The sequence below is a fragment of the Nodularia spumigena CCY9414 genome (assembly GCF_000340565.2).
Classification (GTDB): Bacteria; Cyanobacteriota; Cyanobacteriia; order Cyanobacteriales; family Nostocaceae; genus Nodularia; species Nodularia spumigena.
The window spans coordinates 2,574,586-2,595,971 of the sequence record NZ_CP007203.1 but is presented as its reverse complement, the minus strand read 5'-3'; the positions used below and the strand labels follow the sequence as shown (position 1 = coordinate 2,595,971).

14 protein-coding genes are annotated in these 21,386 nt (G+C 39.9%); 8 read left to right on the top strand and 6 right to left on the bottom strand.

What is annotated here, in order from left to right; all coding sequences use genetic code 11:
* Window positions 1–44: 44 nt before the first annotated feature.
* Both NSP_RS11520 and NSP_RS25985 read right to left on the bottom strand, forming a co-directional pair.
* On the bottom strand, window positions 45–1,172 hold the full coding sequence (locus NSP_RS11520; protein ID WP_006196474.1) for a site-2 protease family protein: 1,128 nt from the start codon (window positions 1,170–1,172) through the stop codon (window positions 45–47).
* 217 nt (window positions 1,173–1,389) lie between these two features.
* Window positions 1,390–1,581, bottom strand: coding sequence for a hypothetical protein (locus tag NSP_RS25985; RefSeq protein ID WP_157133656.1), 192 nt, complete (start codon window positions 1,579–1,581; stop codon window positions 1,390–1,392).
* Window positions 1,582–1,656: 75 nt separating this feature from the next.
* On the opposite strand from NSP_RS25985, the gene NSP_RS11515 reads away from it, so the two are divergent.
* The 7 genes from NSP_RS11515 to rppB all read left to right on the top strand — a co-directional run bounded on the left by NSP_RS11515 (window position 1,657) and on the right by rppB (window position 10,632).
* Entirely contained in the window at window positions 1,657–2,343 is a 687-nt protein-coding gene (locus NSP_RS11515) for a DUF305 domain-containing protein (protein ID WP_006196472.1), read from the top strand.
* A 165-nt stretch (window positions 2,344–2,508) separates the two neighbouring features.
* The gene (locus tag NSP_RS11510; RefSeq protein WP_006196470.1) at window positions 2,509–4,053 is read left to right on the top strand and encodes an efflux RND transporter periplasmic adaptor subunit; all 1,545 of its coding nucleotides are present in this window, start codon (window positions 2,509–2,511) and stop codon (window positions 4,051–4,053) included.
* Window positions 4,054–4,116: 63 nt separating this feature from the next.
* Window positions 4,117–7,239, top strand: a complete 3,123-nt coding sequence (locus tag NSP_RS11505; protein ID WP_071839295.1) for an efflux RND transporter permease subunit — start codon at window positions 4,117–4,119, stop codon at window positions 7,237–7,239.
* Window positions 7,240–7,361: 122 nt separating this feature from the next.
* Window positions 7,362–7,856 carry a hypothetical protein gene (locus NSP_RS11500; RefSeq protein WP_006196467.1) on the top strand — a complete coding sequence of 165 codons (495 nt, stop codon included), beginning with the start codon at window positions 7,362–7,364 and terminating at the stop codon, window positions 7,854–7,856.
* A gap of 48 nt (window positions 7,857–7,904) precedes the next feature.
* The gene (locus NSP_RS11495) at window positions 7,905–8,483 is read left to right on the top strand and encodes a Uma2 family endonuclease (RefSeq protein WP_006196466.1); all 579 of its coding nucleotides are present in this window, start codon (window positions 7,905–7,907) and stop codon (window positions 8,481–8,483) included.
* Window positions 8,484–8,490: 7 nt separating this feature from the next.
* Complete coding sequence (rppA, locus tag NSP_RS11490; RefSeq protein ID WP_006196464.1) at window positions 8,491–9,183, top strand: two-component system response regulator RppA; 693 nt, start codon at window positions 8,491–8,493, stop codon at window positions 9,181–9,183.
* A gap of 48 nt (window positions 9,184–9,231) precedes the next feature.
* Complete coding sequence (gene rppB / locus NSP_RS11485) at window positions 9,232–10,632, top strand: two-component system sensor histidine kinase RppB (protein ID WP_006196463.1); 1,401 nt, start codon at window positions 9,232–9,234, stop codon at window positions 10,630–10,632.
* 62 nt (window positions 10,633–10,694) lie between these two features.
* Here the strand turns inward: rppB and NSP_RS11480 are convergent, their stop codons facing one another.
* Both NSP_RS11480 and NSP_RS11475 read right to left on the bottom strand, forming a co-directional pair.
* Window positions 10,695–12,857, bottom strand: coding sequence for an amylo-alpha-1,6-glucosidase (locus NSP_RS11480; RefSeq protein WP_006196461.1), 2,163 nt, complete (start codon window positions 12,855–12,857; stop codon window positions 10,695–10,697).
* Between the two features lie 557 nt (window positions 12,858–13,414).
* A complete protein-coding gene (locus NSP_RS11475) occupies window positions 13,415–13,969 on the bottom strand; it encodes a CAP domain-containing protein (protein ID WP_006196460.1) in 555 nt (184 codons plus the stop codon).
* 645 nt (window positions 13,970–14,614) lie between these two features.
* Between NSP_RS11475 and NSP_RS11470 the strand changes: the two genes are divergently transcribed.
* A complete protein-coding gene (locus NSP_RS11470) occupies window positions 14,615–15,646 on the top strand; it encodes an AI-2E family transporter (RefSeq protein ID WP_006196459.1) in 1,032 nt (343 codons plus the stop codon).
* Window positions 15,647–15,976: 330 nt separating this feature from the next.
* On the opposite strand, the gene NSP_RS11465 is transcribed toward NSP_RS11470, so the two are convergent.
* The gene (locus tag NSP_RS11465; protein WP_006196457.1) at window positions 15,977–16,363 is read right to left on the bottom strand and encodes an endonuclease domain-containing protein; all 387 of its coding nucleotides are present in this window, start codon (window positions 16,361–16,363) and stop codon (window positions 15,977–15,979) included.
* A gap of 326 nt (window positions 16,364–16,689) precedes the next feature.
* Entirely contained in the window at window positions 16,690–21,180 is a 4,491-nt protein-coding gene (locus tag NSP_RS11460; protein WP_006196456.1) for an Eco57I restriction-modification methylase domain-containing protein, read from the bottom strand.
* Window positions 21,181–21,386: the final 206 nt, after the last annotated feature.

The following is a 21,386-nucleotide window of genomic DNA, read 5'->3' as shown; positions in this document are numbered from 1 at the left end:
TTGATTATTTCCATTTCTATGCTTAATTTTCAGTGAATTAATCGTTAAGTAACCTGATCTAAATCTCGTTGTCTTTGCAACCAGTTAGCCAAATCATGGGCAGTAATGATACCTCTGAGTAAGTCGTTTTGAATTACCAGTACACGGCGGACACCTGAATCTTGCATTTTTTGCAATACTTGAGACATCTGTTCTTCTGGACGGGCAGTAACACGGTTTTCCACAGGAATCATTGTATCTTTGACAGTGCGATATTTCCATTCTTCTCTGGGAATATCCTTGACCTGATTTAAGGTAATAATGCCTACAGGATGACTGTCTTGTGTGACTGGAAACGAATGATAGCGACGACTCAGAAAATATGTATCAACTAGCTCTTGGAGGTTCATCTCAGGACTGACAGTTTCAGGATGAGGAGTCATGATTTCTCGCGCCTTTACCCCTTTTAAACTGGTGCGAAGCAAAAGCTCCTCATAGCTAGTTTCTGCGGCGTTGTACAAGAACCAACCAATGAGAATCAGCCACAGTCCGCCTAAAATCGCGCCAGCAAACATCTCCAAAGCACCGAAGGCAATTAACAAATAAGCTAGCCATTTTCCCCCTGTAGAAGCGATTTTTGTGGCTTTTTTGATATTACCAGTATACTTCCAGATCATCGAACGAAAAACACGACCGCCATCTAAGGGAAAACCTGGGAGCATATTGAAGATAGCCAAAGCCAGATTAATCACAGCCAGGTAAGCAAAAATACCTGTGAAGACTACACTCCAGCCAGCATTTATGCCCACATACCAAATCAAGCCAAAAAAGCCAGCCAGCAGCAAACTCACAAGAGGCCCCACCCCAGCTATTTGGAACTCATCCCCAGGAGTTTCGGCATCCATACGAGTCCGTGAAACTCCACCAAAAATAAAGAGGGTGATACCTTCGACGGGAATTCCTTTAGCTCTGGCTACAAAGGTGTGAGAAAGTTCATGTGCCAGCAGCGAGGCAAAAAATAGTAGTGTTGCCACTATACCCATGCCAAAATAAGTAGCATTACCAAATCCTGGATAGCTGGTGGGGAAGATACCCGCGCTTAAAGTCCACAGGACGAGGAAGAAAATTAAGAACCAAGATAAGTCTACTCGGATTTCAAATCCGAAAATAGAACCTAGACGAAAACCTTGCATAGCTTTAGGCAAGTGTGTAATGGGATGAGGTTAATGAGTGATAAATATCACTGAAAGTATAAATAAATGTAATTACTTCCGCCTCTAGCAAATGATAGAGAGTTTATATGTATCTTTGGGGTTAGCGTCTTGAGTGTTAAGAAAAAAGTTTTATGAATCCCTTGACTCTCTAGTTGACTAGAGACTTTAAAATAGATTCAGGATATCAAAAAATTAATCAAGGAGTAGAAAATATGTCTGCACCCACTAAGAAAACAATAATTCGCTCCACTGTGGCTGGTTTAGCACTTTTGGGGAATAAATGCCCAATCACCTTGAGGCGATGTTTATCTTCTATTGTAATTAGGGAATAGCAGCATTTCATCCTGGTTTCATCTTTGTCTGCCATGCTCAATAGTGGGTTAAACATCACTGCACAGCTTGACTGTCTAGTTAACTAGAGAGTTGATCATATAATCGGAGTTATGTCTTGTGGATGAGAGTTATGCAAATTTTATCTGTGAAAAATAAATTTCTGGCGTTGAGCTTTGTCGTGTTGACATCTTTATCTGGCGGAGTTTTGACGGCTTGTTCTACAACGAGTTCCGAAAATGCCAACAACCCAAATACAACTGTAACCGAAACAAGCGACAGCCAGCAAATGCAGCACGGTGGTATGAATCACTCAATGGATTTAGGGCCAGCCGATGCTAGCTATGATTTACGGTTCATTGATGGGATGATTGTTCACCATCAAGGGGCGGTGGTTATGGCTCAGGAAGCTCAGGAAAAATCACAACGTCCTGAAATTAAGGAGCTAGCAGACGAAATCATTAAAGCCCAAAATCAGGAAATTGCTCAGATGCAGCAGTGGCGTTCAGCTTGGTATCCTAATGCTGGGGATAAAGCAATGGCTCATCATGGCGAAATGGGTAACATGATGGAGATGACTCCTGAGCAAAAGCAAGCCATGATGATGAGCATGGATTTGGGTGCGGCTGATGCTGAGTTTGATTTGCGCTTTATTAATGGGATGATTCCTCACCATGAAGGGGCTTTAGTTATGGCTCAAGATGTTTTGCAGAAGTCTCAGCGTCGGGAAATGAAGAAATTGGCTGAGGAGATTATTCAGGCGCAAGAAACGGAAATTAATCAAATGAAGCAGTGGCGACAAGCTTGGTATCAGAAGTAATTATGAGGAACGAACCGCAAAGTACGCAAAGGTCACAAAGGAAGAAGAAAGAAGAAAGAAGTAAGAAGTAAGAAGTAAGAAGTAAGAAGTAAGAAGTAAGAAGTAAGAAGTAAGAAGTAAGAAGTAAGAAGTAAGTAAGACGTGGTGTAAGGATTTTTGATTGCGATGCCTAATTCTCTGCGTTCCCCAGCATTTTTAGCGGTGCTGAGTCTGTTTTTATTGGCTAATCCTCTAGTAGTAGTTGCTCATCCTGGACATGGTGATGAGTTTCATAGTGGAGGTGATGCTACTCCTTCTGTGACTCCAATTCAAGTTGATGCTCAAACTTCTCAACGGCTAGGTATTAAAGTTGAACCAGTGAAACGCCAGCCATTAGCTGTGAGTATTAAATCCACTGGACAGATAGAAACTTTACCTAGTCAAGAAGCCCAAGTGACTACTCCTATTGCTGGGGCGAAAGTGGTAGAGTTATTGGTTGAACCTGGGACTGTGGTTAAACGTGGTCAACCTGTGGCTGTGGTGTCTAGTCCTGAGTTGGTATCGCTGCGGGTGGAGTCTGAGGAAAAATTGGCACAAGGTCGGGCGGAATTACAACAAGCCCAAGCTGATTTAAAATTGGCTCAACAAAATTATCATCGCTTTCAAGAAATTTCTGCTGCCGAAATCGCCGAAGCCCAAACTCAAATCGCTTTTGCTCAAGAAAAGTACAGCAAAGACCAAGAATTAGCTGATGCGGGAGCTTTACCACAGCGTAATGCTTTAGAGTCCCAAACTCAACTCGCTCAAGCTAAATCACAACTAGCTACAGCTAACAGCAGTCGTGATGTGATTGCGGCTCAAAATCAAGTCCAACGCGCCCAAGCTGCTGTGGAAGTAGCTAAATCACGAGTGAGTCTCAGTAATAATATTTATGAAACTCGGCTGCAACAATTAGGTATTCGTGGTAATGCTAAAGGATTAGTCACAATTACAGCCCCAATTTCCGGTACGGTTGCAAACCGGGAAGTTACCCTTGGTCAATCCTTCCAGGACGCAGGGGACAAACTGATGACCATTGTTAACGATAGTCGGGTATTTGCCACAGCTAATATATATGAAAAAGATTTAGAGCGAGTCAGAAGCGGACAACAGATATTAGTCAGAATTGCTTCTTTACCTGACCGGACATTTACTGGACGTATTACCGTCATTGGGTCTGTAGTCGGAGGTCAAACGCGAGTTATCCCCGTGAAAGCTGAAATTAGTAACCCAGGAGGAATCCTGAAACCAGGGATGTTTGCAGAATTAGAAGTTCTCACTGACGAAACATCTGCACCCATCTTAACCATACCCAGTTCAGCTGTAGTAGAAGCCAATAATATCAAACAAGTATACATAAAAAACGGTAACGCCTATCAACCAGTAGAAGTCACCTTGAGTCAAACCTCCGGCGACATGGTAGAAGTCAAAACAGGCTTATTCGAGGGAGACTTAATAGTAACTCAACGTGCGCCCCAACTGTATGCTCAAACCTTGCGGAGTGGAAATCCAACCACAACACCAGAACAAGAACACACACCCGTGATCACAACATCAAGTTTACCACCGTGGCTGATAGGAATTAGTGGAAGTGCGATCGCCTGTTTAGCCTTCATCACAGGAGCCGTCTGGACACACCACCGCCAATCGAAACCCCACATAGACCAAAAAACTCCTCACCACACCAAATAACCCTCCGCGTACCTTTGCGCTAACCTCCGCGCCCCTTTGCGTTAAAAATCCTCCTCCACCTCCATGCTAAACACAATCCTCAAATGGTCAATAATCCAACGCTGGATAGTAGTCCTCAGCGCCATCATCATCACCTGCTTAGGAGTATATAACATCACCCAGATGCCCCTAGATGTCCTCCCCGACTTCGCCCCACCCCAAGTAGAAATTCAAACAGAAGCCCCAGGACTAGCACCCGAAGAAATAGAAACCCTAATTACCCTACCAATTGAAAGCGCAGTCAACGGTACACCAGGAGTAGAAACCGTCCGTTCCGCCTCAGCCGTAGGAATATCCGTCGTCAAAGTCATCTTCAACTGGAACACAGACGTTTATCAAGCCAGACAACTAATAACAGAAAGGTTACAACAAGCACAACAAAAACTACCAGAAGGTATAGAAAACCCGCAAATTTCCCCCATTACTTCCCCCATCGCCACAGTTTTACAGTACGCCTTCACCTCAGAAACTCTCCCACTCATGGAAGTGCGGCGCTTAGTAGACAGAGATATTACCAATCGGCTGCTAGCTGTACCCGGTGTTTCTCAAGTAATTGCTTATGGTGGTGATGTGCGTCAATATCAGGTTTTAGTAAATCCTGCCAAACTGCAAGCCTTTAACGTCACCCTAGATGAAGTCACAGCCGCCACTAGAGAAGCTAACGTTAACGCTGCGGGGGGTTTTTTGATAAATCCAGACCAAGAGCTAATTATTCGTGGCTTGGGGCGGATTGAGTCTATTGAAGAACTAGGGAAATCAGCTATAACTTCTCGTAATAATACACCTGTGTTACTGCAAGATGTGGCAGATGTCCGCATTGGTGCAGGTTTAAAGCGTGGGGATGGTAGCTTGGATGGTCAGCCAGCCGTTGTAGTTCTCATTAACAAACAACCGCAAAACGATACACCCACAGTTACTAAAGCCATCGAACAGGCGATGTCAGAAGTGAAAGCTGGCTTACCCGCAGATGTCACAGTTACAGAAACCTTTCGCCAAGAAAACTTTATTACAGCTGCTATCCAAAATGTTACCAGTTCCCTCAGAGATGGGATAATTATCGTCTGCATTATCCTGTTAATGTTTTTGATGAACTGGCGCACCGCCATCATTACCTTAAGCGCCATTCCTCTATCAGTATTAATTGGGATGATGATTCTCGGCTGGTTTGGTCAGGGTATTAATACCATGACTCTGGGAGGTTTAGCCGTAGCTATTGGTTCGGTAGTCGATGACTCCATTGTGGACATGGAAAATTGTTATCGGGGACTAAGACAGAACCAAGCAGCCAAAAATCCGGTGCATCCTTTTAAGGTGGTTTATGATACCTCTGTGGCTGTGAGAGTCAGCGTAATTTTTTCTACAGTAATTATCGGCGTTGTCTTTGCACCCATTTTCACCCTCACAGGTGTGGAAGGTCGGATATTTGCGCCGATGGGTGTCGCCTATTTGGTGTCAATTTTTGCTTCAACTTTCGTGGCTATGACTCTATCCCCAGCACTGTGCGCGATTTTACTCGCAAATCGACAACTACCCACAGATGATACTTGGGTAAGTGCTTTAACCCAGCGCCTTTATCGTCCTCTCCTCAGTTTTGCTACGGGTTTTCCCAAAGTTATTTTAGTTGTAGCTACAGCTTCCTTAATTGCCTCTTTGGTAATTTTGCCGACTTTGGGACGGGTATTTTTACCTGAGTTTCAGGAATCATCTTTAGTCAATGCAATGGTGCTTTATCCTGGAAGTTCTCTAGATGCGACAAATCAAGTGGGATTTGCTTTGCAGGATGCACTCAAGGACGACAAACGATTTAAAACTGTGCAGTTAAGGTCTGGACGCGCCCCTGGTGATGCAGATGCTGGGGGGGTGAATTTGGGTCACTTAGATGTGGAATTGAGTGCAGAAGGTTTGCAGAATCGAGAAGCGAGTATTGAGAAGCTACGCGCTGAGTTTGCTAAAATACCCGGAGTTGCGCCCAGTATTGGCGGTTTTATTTCCCATCGCATGGATGAGGTATTATCAGGAGTAAGAAGTGCGATCGCAGTGAAAATATTTGGCCCTGATTTACCAGAATTACGCCGTTTGGGGTCAGAAATTGAGGATGTTATGGGGGATGTTCCGGGACTGGTAGATTTACAACTCGAACCCCAAGTCCCCATTCGACAGGTACAAATTAAATTTAGCAGAGAAGCCGCAGCCCGTTATGGTTTAACTGTAGGTAACTTGAGTCATACTCTAGAAACAGCACTGAATGGGCGAGTTGTTTCTCAAGTGCTGGAAGGACAACAATTATTTGATTTGGTGGTGTGGTTACAGCCGGAATCACGCAATAATTTAGACATTATTCGTAACTTATTAGTAGATACTCCCACAGGTCAAAAAATCCCCCTCGCTCAAGTCGCCAGTATAAACTATGGAACTGGACCGAATACGATTAACCGCGAAAATGTTTCACGTTTGATAGTTGTATCTGCAAATGTTTCTGGTCGAGATTTAGGTTCTGTGGTAGATGAAATTCAAACCAAAATCAGTCAGTCAATACAGTTACCCACAGGTTACTTTATCCAATACGGCGGACAGTTTGAATCAGAACAACGCGCCACCGCAAATCTACTGTTATTTGGGGGCATAGCATTTGTGGCGATCGCAGTTTTAATGTATTTTGCTGTTAAGTCTGTTGCGGCTATGTTAATGATTATGGTTAATTTACCTCTCGCACTGGTGGGGGGTATCTTTTCTATTGCGCTGGGAGGGGGAATTATTTCTGTGGCTTCGTTGGTGGGGTTTATTACTTTGTTTGGGGTGGCTACACGTAACGGTTTGTTATTAGTAGATAATTATAATCACAAGTTGGCGGAGGGAATGCCTTTAAAGGAGGTGATTTTTCAGGGTTCTATGGAGCGTTTAGTGGCGATTTTAATGACGGCTTTAACTTCGGCTTTGGGAATGGTTCCTTTGGTGGTGGGGACGGGTGCTGGTAAGGAAATTTTGCAGCCTTTGGCTGTGGTTGTTTTGGGTGGTTTGTTTACTTCTACGGCTTTAACTTTGTTGGTTTTACCTGCTTTGTATGCTCAATTTGGTAAGTTCTTGATACCGAAGCAAATACAGCCTTCTGTAAATTTGAAAAACGGTAAAGCTGTAGGAGCAATTTAGGAATAGTAAATAAGTATATACTTTACCACTTTCCTTCTTCCTTCTTCCTTCTTCCTTCTTCCTTCGTGTACTTTGCGTCCTTTGCGGTTCGTTCTCATATTAGAACAAAATTTGTATAACTAATGAAAAACAGTAAATCAATAACATCAAACTTGCTTATTTTAGGATGTACAGGACTGCTTTTTGTGGGCGCTTGTAGTAATACTAATCCAGTAGTTAACACAGAAAATCCAGCTACTTCTAGTGCTGAAATTCCGGCTGATTCTGTTGCGCCTGTAACGAAATCAAATCACGAGCATGGCGCAAGTAAAGGTGGTCAAGTTGTGGAAACCGGAAGCTATCATTTAGAGTTCTTAGCTGATAAAGAAGCTGGGGGAAGTCACTTGGATTTATATTTGCTGACTGGTGATACTCACGAAACTGTACCTAATGCTAATGTCACGGCTCAAATTCAAACGCCTGATGGTACGGAAAAAACTCTTCCTTTTACTTATGATGCTGAAGGTAAACACTATATGGCTATGCTCAATGAAGCAGCATCAGGACAATATCAGGTCAGAATTACCGCAGATGTTAAAGGCGAAACGGTTAACGGGCGTTTTAGTTTTAACCGATAATGGTTAGAAGATGCAGTTCCTATGTTTTAGAGGCTGGAGGAATTAATTATGAGCGCTTTAACTTTACAATTACCTAATCATTTACAATTTACTGATGACGAATTTGCCCAGGTTGTTGCTGCTAACAAGGATTTACGTTTGGAATTATCTGCTGAAGGGGAATTAGTTATCATGTCACCAACTGGGGGAGAAACGGGAAACCGTAATTTTGATTTATTAGGTCAAGTATGGTTTTGGAACCGTCAATATAACTTGGGTAAAGCTTTTGATTCTTCCACTGGCTTTAAACTTCCCAATGGTGCAACTCGTTCTCCTGATGCTGCTTGGATAAGGATGGAAAAATGGGATAGTCTCACTCCCCAGCAAAGAAAGAAATTTTTGCCTTTGTGTCCTGATTTTGCTGTGGAATTGGTTTCTGAAACTGATGATGTCGCAGATACTCAAGCCAAGATGCGGGAATATTTAGCTAATGGTTTACAACTTGGTTGGTTAATTAATCCCCATGACCAACAAGTAGAAGTTTATCGTCCTCATCAACCACCAGAAGTTTTACAATCTCCTACCAGTTTATCAGGTGAAGATGTACTTCCCGGTTTTACTTTAAATTTACAACAAATTTTGGCATAAAAGGGTAATGAGGGTATTACTTGTCGAAGATGAACCGGATTTAGGTGCTGCTATTAAACGGACTCTTACTCAACAAAAGTATTTAGTTGATTGGGTAATTGACGGAGATGAAGCATGGGGATATTTAGAAGATAGCTGGACTGAGTATACTTTAGCTATTTTTGATTGGATGTTGCCGAAAATTTCTGGCTTAGAATTGTGTAAAAGATTGCGGAAACATCAGAATTCTCTTCCTATTTTGATGCTGACTGCTAAGGACAGCATGGAGGATAAAGTTACTGGGTTAGATGCAGGGGCTGATGATTATTTGGTTAAGCCTTTTGGAATGGCGGAATTGTTAGCACGGTTACGCGCTTTGCAAAGAAGGTCTCCTCAATTTCAACCTCAAAAGTTAACTGTGGGTAATCTGACTTTAGATTACGGTAATAATGTAGTTTCTAGTCAAGATGCTGTGGGGAATGTCCAGGAAATTACTTTGACTTATAAGGAGTTTCAGTTATTAGAGTATTTTATGAAGCACCCAAATCAAATTCTGACTACTGAACAAATTCGGAATCAGCTTTGGGAGGTGAATGCGGAACCTGTTAGTAATGTGGTGGCGGCTCAAATGCGTTTGTTGCGTCGGAAGTTGGTTAATGGTGGGTGTGAGAATATGATTGAAACTTTACATGGTTTGGGTTATCGGTTTAATTTTAATTAATGTCTCACGCAGAGGCGCAGAGGCGCGGAGAGTTTAGAGTTAGAGAGGATGAATGAGAATAAGCTGTTTCGGCAGACGCGGTTACGTTTGAGTTTGTGGTATGCGCTGGTGATGGCTGTGATTTTTAGCCTGTGCGAGTATGGGGTTTATCGGGTGGTTTCTCATACTCAATGGGTAACTTTAAATCGTGAGTTGGAATCTGTGGCGGGAACTCTACATGATAGTATTGAATTGAAGTTACAGGAACCAGGGAAGTTGTCACCTGTGATGGGGCAACTTTTACCTAATATTTGTGCAGTTGGTGAAGGTTGTATTCAAGTACAGTCAAGTTCTCAGCGTCATGTTTTAAGTGCTATTAATCAAAGTAATTATTATGTGCGTTTTTTTGATAATTCTAAAGGTTTGATTGCTATTGCTGGCGCTTATCCAACGGGTTTATCTTCTGAGTTTAATCAGGAAAGTTGGCAAACTTTGAAGGACAATCAAGGTATTATTTATCAACAAATTTCTTTTGTTCTACACACTCAAGATAATCGCGATTGGGGTTATATTCAAGTTGGGCGAAGTCTTGAAGATTTTAGTACATATCTGGAAACTATAAAATTAACTTTGGCTTTGGGTTTACCAATAGCTTTGGGTTTGGTGGGTTTTGCTAGTTGGTGGTTAGCAGGTTTAGCTATGCAGCCAATTTACCTTTCATACCAACAAGTTCAGCAATTTACAGCCGACGCAGCGCACGAGTTACGCACACCTTTAGCCGCAACACAGGCGACGGTGGAATCTACGCTGTTGATGTCCCAACTCGATGAGGCGGAGGCGCGGGATATTCTCAAAACTATACAACGTCAAAATCAACGACTTACAACTCTAGTAACAGATTTATTATTACTGACTCGTTTAGACCGTCAAGCTGTATCTATACAATATAATTTGTGTTGTTTGAATGATATTATTGGTGACTTAATTGAGGAATTTGCAGCATTAGCGATCGCCTCTAATATAAAATTAAGTTGTCAGGTCGGAATGTCTGCATTTCTAAATGTTATGGGGAATGAAGATCAGCTTTATCGCCTATTTTCTAATTTAATTGTTAATGCTATTCAATATACACCAGCAGGGGGAAAAGTTACAATTGATTTAAGTCGCAATGACCATTATGCTGTAATTCAGGTGCAGGATACAGGTATTGGGATTCCCCATTCAGAGATTCCCAGAATTTTTGATCGCTTTTATCGAGTTCATAGCGATCGCTCTCGTAAAACTGGCGGTTCTGGATTAGGATTAGCGATCGCTCAAGCAATTGCTTATACACACACAGGCAGTATAGATGTACACAGTGAATTAAAAACAGGTAGTAAATTCACTGTAAAACTACCCTTCAAGAATAGCCCCAAAAAAAATTTCCCTCCCTTAATGAAGGCACTTCCAAAAAAACACCCAACCACCTAACGCAAAACCTCTCTCCACCTCATTCCTCAGCGTTCTCTGCGCCTCTGTGGTTCGTTAATAAATTATATTCTCCAAGGTTGCCAAGTTTGCCGTTTCACCTCCACCTCACCAGATTTAACCACAGCATCCCAATGGGTAATTTCACCTTCACGCCAAAACTGCAAATCCACGCGGGAATTACCAATTTCTACGTGCTGAAGTTCAATCTCTGGTAGCCATTTTGGGAGATGTGGGTCAACGTAAAGCAACTGATGGGGCGCATCGGCTTCCAAACCCAGTATTGCTTGGATAAAATGAAAAACTGATGCAGCAGCCCAGCCTTGAGGCACATTGGCTTCAATGTAAGGAACTGGGAAAGCTGCTGGTTCCCGCTTAATTCCCGCAAAAAGTTCTGGTAAACGATAACTAGCAAAATACTTGGCTGCATCAAAAATCCCCTCAGCAATTTGGGCTGCTTCCGCAGTAAAACCATAACGTTTAAATCCCATTGCAATGATGCCATTGTCATGAGGCCAAATTGAACCTAAATGATAAGAATAAGGATTATAAGCGTGGTTTTCGGTACTTAAAGTGCGAATACCCCAACCACTCCACATATCAGGTTGCATCAGCCGCTTAACCACACGGGCTGCACGTTCAGGACTGGCGATACCACTCCACAGACAATGACCTGCATTTGAAGTGAGCGATCGCACTGGTTTCTTCTGTGGATCTAGAGCAAAAACATAACAGTCTAAATCTTCACTCCAGAAATGCTCTTCAAATCTTACTTGCAGTTTAGCAGCTTTAATGCGTAATTCTTGAGCAAAATTTCCTTCCCCCAAAACATCAAACACCTCCGCCATTCGCATCCAAGCATCAAAAACATAGCCTTGTAATTCACATAATGCCTTTGGTGCTTTTACCTGAGTTCCATCTGGATAGACAACTGCATTACCTGAATCTTTCCAACCTTGATTTTCAATTCCCCTTGATGATTGGGTTTGATACTCTTGAAAACCATCGCCGTCTAAATCTCCATAATTATCAATCCATTCCAGACAACGTAATGCTTTATCCCGGTTATTCTGCAATAATGAATCATCTCCCAACCACTTCCAAGTTTCGTGCAAAGTAATTAGAAATAAAGGTGTCGCATCGGCTGTACCGTAGTAAGGAGTATGGGGAACTTTGCCAAAATGCGCTAATTCACCTTGGCGGACTTCATGCAGAATCTTACCCGGTTGAGCGTCGCGCCAATCATCTAATTCAGTCGCTTGTAACTGTCCCAATTTTTGCAGCGCCCCACGAGCAAAACCCGGATGAATAATCATATTTTGCAGACTGATAATTAAGCTGTCGCGCCCAAACAGCGTCACAAATTTGGGGACACCTGCGGCTGGTAGCCAAATATCCGGTTCAAAATCGTAGTCATATAATCGCAGTGAACCTAAATCCTCAACTGACTGGCGATAAAGTCGCACTACATCCTCATTGGCGCAGACAATACCAGTTACCGAGTCCCGCCATTGACAATGCAACCTTTCAATTTCTGTATTGATGGTGGTGGGATTTACCATGTCTTCACAACAGAAATCAACGGCTTCACGCACGTGCTTATTATCAATCAGATTATATTTACAGCAGGTGTGCCAAGTTTGACTCGGTTCTAATGATATCTCAAAGGTAACGCGACCGTTTGCATAGTGGGGTTGAGATGTAAAGTTACAAGGTTTGTAAATCAAACAACGGTAAAATGTGTCGTTTTTATAGCTCGTTTCTAACTGATTTTCTGCTTCTCGCCATCTCGTTTCAATATGTCCCCGACGCACACATTGCTGTGATTCCACTTCAAAAATATCGGCAAAGTCGGAACCGAGGGCAATTTCTAGATTAAACTTGACAGGTTTGGAGCTATTATTTGTAATATCAAGATCCTCATGTATTCCCTGTTCTACTGTCCGGCTAATGATTAAAGATAAATCACCTTGAGCAATTTTGCCTTGTCTAGAAGTGAACTGAGGATTTATCAGATAAACGCGCGCTGCATAATATGTTGTGGTTGCGGAAGTTAGGCGAATCCAAGGGCTACCATCAACGTAGCAAGCATAATGACTTAAAAATCTCGTATCATCTGAAAAAAGTCCTAAATGACTATGGGGGTTAATTTCTCCAGCCAAGTCAGTAGCCATGAAGGTACTACCATGATTAATCATCAGAATTGGTGGGCCGACAGTTACTCGCATAATTGCAAATTTACTCCTTAATTTAGTAGTACCTTCAACGAAGGGGTAGAGGAGAAGAGGAAAGGTAGTTAATTAAGCAATACCTTAGCCAAAATAAGAGCCTTGATAATTTTTGGCAAAAACGGCAAAAACAAGCATACATAAGCGTTTCGAGAAAAAGGTTGTTTAGAATCTAAAACCCTTATCCTACCGTCAATACATTAAAAAACCCTTGTGGGAAACCTTCAAGGAATTTTTAGGACTGATTGTTTTTGCCAAGCCTAGCAAGAAACGGGAGTTCATGGTTGAAGCATTATCATCTCACCCTCGTAATTTGGCTACAGTATTGAAATATTAAGCATTTTATTTTAATTTCTATCTTATCTTTCTACAATTATCGCCATCTTTTTATTACTATCATGAGACAGAAATGTTCTAGAGTTTAATCACCTATAAAATCAGTCTATCAGTCAATACTTGCACCAATATTTAATACCTGAGAAGGATAAGCAGGTTGGAACCTCCGGCGGGTTATTGCGACAGATGCAAGATGTGAGTTAAAATCACAGCCGATTACCTTAACGCCGCAAGAATAACTGAGTGATGTAATATGTGTTGTCAACTCGCCAAACTCCTACACCCGTTTCTGTAAAAACCGGACGGAGAATATTCTCCCGATGTCCGGAGCTTTCCATCCAACCTTCCACCGCGACTTTTACAGGTTGAGGAACATTTGTACTTTTGAAGAGATTTTCACCTACTACCCAGTAGATCATACCACCAGCCCTTACTCTGTCTTGGAGAGTGCTGTCATCATTACCGGTGTGACTGAAAAAGTTGTTTTCTGCCATTTGTCGGCTGTAATTACGAGCAACCTGTGCTAGTTTCTCATTATGCTCTAGAGGGTGGAGGTCTTCATTTTGACGCACCTCATTAATGCGTTGTCGAACTGCAATCTCGATTTGGTTAGTCGTAGCAGATTGAGTGGGTTGTGGCGGTTGTGGTGGCTGACCTGATGGAATTTCGACTCTAGGTAACGGTGGTAAATATTCAACCACCTGTTCACACCCAGTTAAAACCAGCGTCATCGCTGCGCCTACAGCCCATAAAATATGGGATAATTGATTTTTCATACTTAATTTATCAGAATTACTGGTTAATTTGCACAAGTGGAAATCATCTCAAATCATTGGATAAATAGAAAACTTAATTTATTTCACAAATGATTAGGAATTAATCATTAAATGCACATCTATCTTTTGAGATAATTTCCCAAACAACTTGTCTGTTGATATTGCTGATTAAAACAGGACTTACGCACAAATCCTCTCAAACCCTTATTCCTCTGTGTCCTCTGCGTCTGGTGTGGTATGCCTCCGGCACGCTCCGCGAACGTTATTCCGTAATTTTTGCGTAAGTCCTATAAAATACTTTAACTCCGCTATTGTAACTAGTTATAGTAATCCGCTTTGATTTTTGATAGCTTGCGTGGCGTAGCCATACTTACTTGCGTAGGTGGGGAGTGGTCCGTAGGAAACAGCTTTTTGAGTTGTAAGCGCAAAGCGCAGGCTACGCCAACAGAAATCAAATAGGAGTCCTATATAGCGATAAAAAATATTGTGACAATCAATGCGGTTGCACTGGTACAATATTGTTAATATTGGTTGAAAATTGCTTTCAAGTCATTTTTGGATGGTGGCGATCGCCTACTCTTAATAGACAATTATTGGGGTGTAAAAAATTAGATTAATTAACTAGATATAGGAGTAAAGAAAAACATGAAAATCGGGCAATTGTTGGGATTTTTTGCGCTGGTTATTTCACTGTATATTCTTTGGGAAATTCGCCGATTATTGTTACTCTTATTTACAGCCATAGTGCTAGCAACAGCCATTAGCCAACTAGTGCAGAGGTTTCAACGGTCAGGGATGCAGCGAATTTGGGCTGTGTGGCTGAGTCTGCTAATTGTCCTAATTGTGTTAATTGGTTGTTTCGTGTTAATTGTGCCACCTTTTATCGACCAATTTGAGGAATTAGTGCAGTTGTTTCCCACTGGAGTAGCTCAAATTCAGCAGATGATCATTTGGTTAGAAGGTACAATCGTCGGACCATACATCACAAATTTACCAGATATTAACAATTTAATTCAACAACTTCAGCCATTAACTGAGAATCTCCTCAGACAAGCGATCGGGTTTTTCTCCACTGGATTTACTGCGGTCTTAGAATTGTTACTGGTAATAATTCTCACTTTAATGCTGTTAGTGAATCCCCAACCCTATCGTAAAGTTTTTGTACGCTGTTTTCCATCATTTTACCGCCATCGGGTGGAAGAAATTCTCACGTTATGCGGCGAAGGTTTGGGACACTGGACAGTTGGGGCTTTGATTACAATGGTATTTATTGGCTTTTTGAGTCTGTTAGGATTGCTAGTTTTACGAGTACCCTTAGCACTCGCTCATGCTGTACTAGCAGGATTACTCAACTTTATTCCCAATATTGGTCCCACCTTAAGCGTCATTTTACCAATGACCATCGGCTTTCTGGATGCACCTTGGAAAGCGATCGCTGTTCTCATCTTATACCTCATCATTCAAAATATAGAAAGCTACTGGCTAACACCCACAGTCATGGCCAAACAGGTGTCGCTGTTACCAGCCTTTACCCTCACCGCCCAACTCTTCTTCGCAGGCTTTTTTGGTGCTTTGGGATTAATCATGGCGTTACCCTTGGCGGTAGTTGCAAAAACTTGGATAGAAGAACTCGTCTTTAAAGATATCTTAGATAAGTGGAAACAAACATCTTCTTAGCGGTTGTTTTAAAAGTGTCCGGCTGTGATTTTAGGCACTTAATGATCCCCCCTAGCCCCCCTTAAAAAGGTTACGGTGTACACACAAGTCTTATCAAGTTGCTTAACAGCGTTTCGATCCCCCCTAATTTCTTAAAGTCCCCCTTTTTCTACGCCGAAGGCGCATCCCCGAAGGGGTTTAGGGCGATTTAACGGGATCTAAAATCAAAGTCCCCCTTTTCCTACGCCGAAGGCGCATCCCCGAAGGGGTTTAGGGGGATTTAGGGGGATCTAAAACGTTTTGCTACCGACAATAAAACTTTTAAAATATCTGATACACCATCGCATCAAATTAGCCCCCCTTCTTAAGGGGGGTTGGGGGGATCAATTCTTCAATTGTTGCACACACCCCTTCAAAAGAATTTAACACTTCTTGATTAGTAAAACGAATAATTCTTAATCCATATCCTTCTAATATTTGTGTCCTTTCTCGATCATAATTTTGAGCTAAATCTGTACTATGGCTTTCCCCATCTACCTCTATTACCAGGCTTAAATTTGGACAATAAAAGTCAACAATAAAATTATCTATAGGTCTTTGACGATGTACTCGAAATTGAAAAGTTCTTAAGTAATCATACCAGAGCTTTTTTTCTGCTTTTGTCATATTTTTTCTCAGGGTTTTAGCCCTTTCTACCAGTTGTGGATTATAAGGTAAATGGAAATTGCTGATTTTCATAAGTTTGATCCCCCCAACCCCCCTTAGAAAGGCTACGCTGTACACACAAGTGATCTGATCCCCCTAAATCCCCCTAAACCCCTTCGGGGATGCGCCTTCGGCGTAGAAAAAGGGGGACTTTGATTCTAGTTCCCCCCTTCTCAAGGGAGGTTTTTGATTCTAGTTCCCCCCTTCTCAAGGGGGTTTTTGATTCTAGTTCCCCCCTTCTCAAGGGAGGTTTTTGATTCTAGTTCCCCCCTTCTCAAGGGGGGCTAGGGGGGATCGAAACGCTGTTAGGCAACTTGATAAGACTTGTGTGTACACGATAGCTTAGAAGGGGTGGCTTTTTACTTACGTTTAACACTCTCCTCAATTATCCTAATCTCTTCCTCTGTTAACCCATACAATTGATACACTATCTCATCAATTTCTCTTTCTAATTCTGTGGTGTCTGCTGTGGGGTTTTGGCGTTTTATTTCTAGGATTCTATCTACAATTTTAATAACTTGATCTGACTCATCAAATTCTAATTTCATAGGAAGTACAGCTAATTCATTTCTTTGAACATGAAGTGTTGGAAAAGATGTTTCATAATAAAATTTCATCAGAGATGAATTTAAAATACTTACTAATATTTTAAGAGTCTTTGTGCATTTTTGTTGATGAGATATAATCAATACGTCTTTAACATAAAAATTAAGTTCTTCATAAGTCCCCATTAGTCCGTTTCCAGTATCTCTAATAAGAACTTTTGGCTGTTCAAATCTTAATTTATTACCCGGACGTGCCGTTCGCCTATGTGAAGTCATTATTTTAGGAACATACCAGACATATTCACCTTTATAATCAAAAATATATCGTCCAATATTTTCTCCACGAAGTAAAGATTTATGTTCATTACTATCTTTACTAAAAGATAAAAACTTATCATCATCACCTGTTTTGAGTCCGAAGGATATATCAAACAAGTTTCCTAAGTCAATTGAATTTTGCCCAATTTTCTGTTTTAGTTTAACTATTTCATTATTGTATGATAAATCAAAAATTGATTGATAAGTTTTATTTTGGTAATATTGTTGTGGAACATTAGCAAATTGAAGATTTGCCAAATTAACATGAGAATATATTCTAGCGATTTTTATTTTTTTATTTTTTGTATATGTATTAGTGAAACTGAAAATACAAGTTTTTACAATAGCCGATTCAAAGACATCATCTTCAAAATCTATAATTAAATCAACAGATGTATTTTGTAGTAAAAGTATTCGTAATTTTTCAAAGCTATCAAGCCTTAAAAAACCGTTAGATAAAATAAAAGAGCCTATTCCAGTTTTTTTCAGTATGTTTAAAGTTTTTTCAACAAAGCAACTATACAAATCAGCTTTTTTAACAAAGGATGAGTAAAGCCTCCAGAGTTTCTCTTTAAAAACTTTTGATAATTTATGAGGTCTAACATAAGGAGGATTACCAATACAAATATCAAACCCATCTGTTACCCCAAACATCCAATTAGGGTCAAAAAAATCAGAACAGGTATTCAAATCATAAGGATTCCATCTTGCTAAAGTATCAGCAGTAGCAGATTCTAACCCCGTTGACTTCAATAACTGACTAATTTCTTGACGTAAAATGTTATCTTTATCCCGACATTTTTTCTTGGTTTTCGGAGTCCTAGCTTTAAAATGCTGTTGACGAACTTGCTTTAACTCTTCCTCTTTTTGTATCACCTCTGGACTTCTTAAACTTAACTGAGTTTCTAACCCAATTAAAGAATTAGCCGCAACAAACTTAGTCTCAAGGTTCGGTAAAGGTAAAATCCCCCGATTGGGTTGATTATTATTCACCTTTTGTTCAACAATTAAAGAGATAAAAAAGCGTAACTTAGAAATTTGTACCGCTATCGGCTGAATATCTACCCCAAAAATACAATTTTCAATCAAAAATAACTTCCGGGGATAGTCCATCTCATTATTCTCAAATTCATATTCTATTTCTGCTAACCTTTCCTGTAACTTCTCTATTGCTTCATCCCTTGCTTGTTCATAACTAATCTGTTTCGCCACCTGAATATCCTTTAACACAGGTGATATAGCTTTTTCTTTCTGTTGCTGTTTCCATTTAATATTGTTGGGGTCAAGTTTCTCTAAAATAAACACCAACTTCTGTAAAATTCCCATCGGAAACGCACCCGAACCACAAGCAATGTCAATAATTTTCAGGTTATCAATAGCATTAATTAAACAGTCAACTTCATCATCATTAAACTCATGGAAATCATTACTATAAGACAGTAAATGACGTAATTTATCTTCAATCTCAGATCCCCCTAAATCCCCCTTAGAAAGGGGGACTTTTTTTGTATTCTCCCCACTTCTCAAGGAGGGGTTTTCAGTATTCTCCCCACTTCTCAAGGGGACTTTTTCTGTATTCTCCCCCCTTCTTAAGGGGGGTTGGGGGGGATCTAACAAACCATTCTGTAGATAAGCAATTAACGACTCATCTACCATATAATTAACAATTTCTCTAGGAGTATAAAAAGAACCCGTTTGCTTTCTTGCTAAGGTAGTTTTATTCCCCCCATTACCCCCAGTAACTAAAGCCATATTGATATTTAACTCTGTTGTTACCCACCCTACCAAAGCATCATATAAATATTTAGCTGTATCGGCAAAAGCTGTGAAGATGATAACTTTTTTATTTTCCTTACTTTGTTTATTAAGTGTGGGATTTGTAACTTTATCCTCAATAATTGTTTTTAAATCTGCTAATTTAGCATCCCTACAAACATCTACATCCTTCGCTTGAATATATAACTTATGAAGTTGTCTTCTATCCCTGGCTAAATCAAATAACCATCTGTCAATGTCTAAGTGTTCTAATTGATATTTTAGTTCCCTACCTACTTCAAAAGCCGCTTGTAATTCTTCATCATCAAAAGATTCTATTTCACAATCTTCACTTTTGATAATTTCTATTTGATGCTGTCCAAAATTTTTAATTTTTGACTCTATTTTTTTAATCTTGTCAATGGTTCTCTCTAAGGTAATTCTAAAAGAATAAACCGAACTTTCTAATCTTTTGAGAAAATTCACTTTCATCATCCCAATCAAGTAATTTTCTCGATTACTTTGAGTGAAGTTATTTTGGACAACTTCCCCTTCATACAAGTGTTGATATTCTTCTAGAACATAATTAGAGGGGTTAAACAAAGACAATTGATAGTCAGAAATTTGCTCATTAATTTCATCGTAATCTAAGAAGTTATCTTCTAAATCAATATGGGAAAATAAAGAAACTGGTTTCAATCTCTCTGGAAAACCCCCTAATTCTGCAATTGTTTCTTGATAATACTTTTTGATATGTTGACGAGAACGAGCAATTGTTAACCCATCTAATAATGTGAAAAAGCTAGAATTTAAGTTTTCTAATAACTCATTACTATGATGTTGCTTTTTCTTTGCCCAAAGAGTAAATTCTTTTTGGGCAGTGGTTAAAGTTTGTTTGATACTGTCAATACCCAATGTTTGACTAAAAGCACTATCTTTATCTTTAACAATAAAATTAATCTGATTCCTTAAATCTTTTAAGTCTGTGTTCACGGGAGTTGCTGATAGTAATAAAACTCTAGTAGGAATGCCTTTTTTTATAATGTCTTCCATCAAACGTTCGTAGCGACTTTTTTTAATTACATTTCCGTCTTCATCTCGTTTCCCTTTGGTATTATTCCGAAAATTATGAGATTCATCAATCACCACTAAATCATAATTACCCCGATTTAAGGTTTCTAAATTAATATCCCCTGAATATCCCGTATCTCTACTCAAATCTGTATGAGACAAGACTGTATAGTTAAATCTATCTTCAACTAAAATATTTAATTCACTATTATTAGCAGCATGGTAAATTGTCCAATTACTTCTTAATTTTTTAGGACATAATACTAAGACTTTATAATTCAATAATTCAAAATATTTAATAATAGCTAAAGCTTCAAATGTTTTCCCTAACCCCACACTGTCAGCGATAATACAGCCATTATATTCCATGATTTTATTAATCGCACCTTTGACCCCATCCTTCTGAAAATCAAATAATAAGTTCCAAATCTTTGTATCAATTAAGTGTCCTTGTTTAGTGAGTAAATCACTGGCTGCTTGTTGGTCTAAAAATTGTTTGAATAAATGATACAGTGTTTTATAATAAATAAACTCAGGAGCATTATCTTGATAAAGTTGATTGAGATAACTAATTATTTCATCCTTGACATCTTGTACCAGCTTGTGATTATTCCATAACTCTTCAAACCAAAATTTTAAATCTTGTCTATCTCTTTCGCTATCAACGATTAAATTTAACTCAATATTACTATTGACCTTAGCTAATCCTAATCCCTTTAAAGTAAAATTAGAGCTACCTAAAATGGCAGTTTTCACCCCATTATTATCAATGTGGTACATTTTGCCATGAAGTAAGTTACTTTCCTTAATCGAACGAATATTGACTTTTTTCTGTATCCATTCTTGGCATTCCCTAGCTAATTTACTCTGTCTTAAACGACTGCTTAGTTGAATGCCAGTATCTTCAATTTTAAAAGATTTTCGATCAGTATTAGTGCCGATGGATTGAATAAACCGAGGTTCTCCAAATAGAAAATTTAAGCTATCAATAGAGCATAATTCCTGTTTTAAAGCTTCAAAGGCATAAATTGTAAAATAAGCAGAGACGATAGATAATTGAGAGCCTAGTTCAATCTTATCTTTGAGAAAATCTCCCACTGTACCCCGGTTACGGTTGTCTCGAATACCTGACTGAAACACAGAAAGCTGATGATCTGACATAGTGGTTGAGAAAGAATTGCTTTTCTCTTAGTGTTCCCTGATTGAACCTTTAACTTTCAATAAGTTAAGTTGTTGTGTAAACTGATAAGTCACCCCTAATTAAACAGACATGATATCAATACTGTTCGGTTAACGATATTTGTACATTGGAGATCCCCCTAAATCCCCCTTAAGAAGGGGGACTTTGAGGACTTTAGCCCTGCCTT

Excerpts from the sequence above, each read along its gene's own strand:
- NSP_RS11520 (WP_006196474.1), bottom strand. The coding sequence starts at position 1,172 with ATGCAAGGTTTTCGTCTAGGTTCTATTTTCGGATTTGAAATCCGAGTA.
- NSP_RS25985 (WP_157133656.1), bottom strand. The coding sequence starts at position 1,581 with ATGTTTAACCCACTATTGAGCATGGCAGACAAAGATGAAACCAGGATG.
- NSP_RS11515 (WP_006196472.1), top strand. The coding sequence starts at position 1,657 with ATGCAAATTTTATCTGTGAAAAATAAATTTCTGGCGTTGAGCTTTGTC.
- NSP_RS11510 (WP_006196470.1), top strand. The coding sequence starts at position 2,509 with ATGCCTAATTCTCTGCGTTCCCCAGCATTTTTAGCGGTGCTGAGTCTG.
- NSP_RS11505 (WP_071839295.1), top strand. The coding sequence starts at position 4,117 with ATGCTAAACACAATCCTCAAATGGTCAATAATCCAACGCTGGATAGTA.
- NSP_RS11500 (WP_006196467.1), top strand. The coding sequence starts at position 7,362 with ATGAAAAACAGTAAATCAATAACATCAAACTTGCTTATTTTAGGATGT.
- NSP_RS11495 (WP_006196466.1), top strand. The coding sequence starts at position 7,905 with ATGAGCGCTTTAACTTTACAATTACCTAATCATTTACAATTTACTGAT.
- rppA (WP_006196464.1), top strand. The coding sequence starts at position 8,491 with ATGAGGGTATTACTTGTCGAAGATGAACCGGATTTAGGTGCTGCTATT.
- rppB (WP_006196463.1), top strand. The coding sequence starts at position 9,232 with ATGAATGAGAATAAGCTGTTTCGGCAGACGCGGTTACGTTTGAGTTTG.
- NSP_RS11480 (WP_006196461.1), bottom strand. The coding sequence starts at position 12,857 with ATGCGAGTAACTGTCGGCCCACCAATTCTGATGATTAATCATGGTAGT.
- NSP_RS11475 (WP_006196460.1), bottom strand. The coding sequence starts at position 13,969 with ATGAAAAATCAATTATCCCATATTTTATGGGCTGTAGGCGCAGCGATG.
- NSP_RS11470 (WP_006196459.1), top strand. The coding sequence starts at position 14,615 with ATGAAAATCGGGCAATTGTTGGGATTTTTTGCGCTGGTTATTTCACTG.
- NSP_RS11465 (WP_006196457.1), bottom strand. The coding sequence starts at position 16,363 with ATGAAAATCAGCAATTTCCATTTACCTTATAATCCACAACTGGTAGAA.
- NSP_RS11460 (WP_006196456.1), bottom strand. The coding sequence starts at position 21,180 with ATGTCAGATCATCAGCTTTCTGTGTTTCAGTCAGGTATTCGAGACAAC.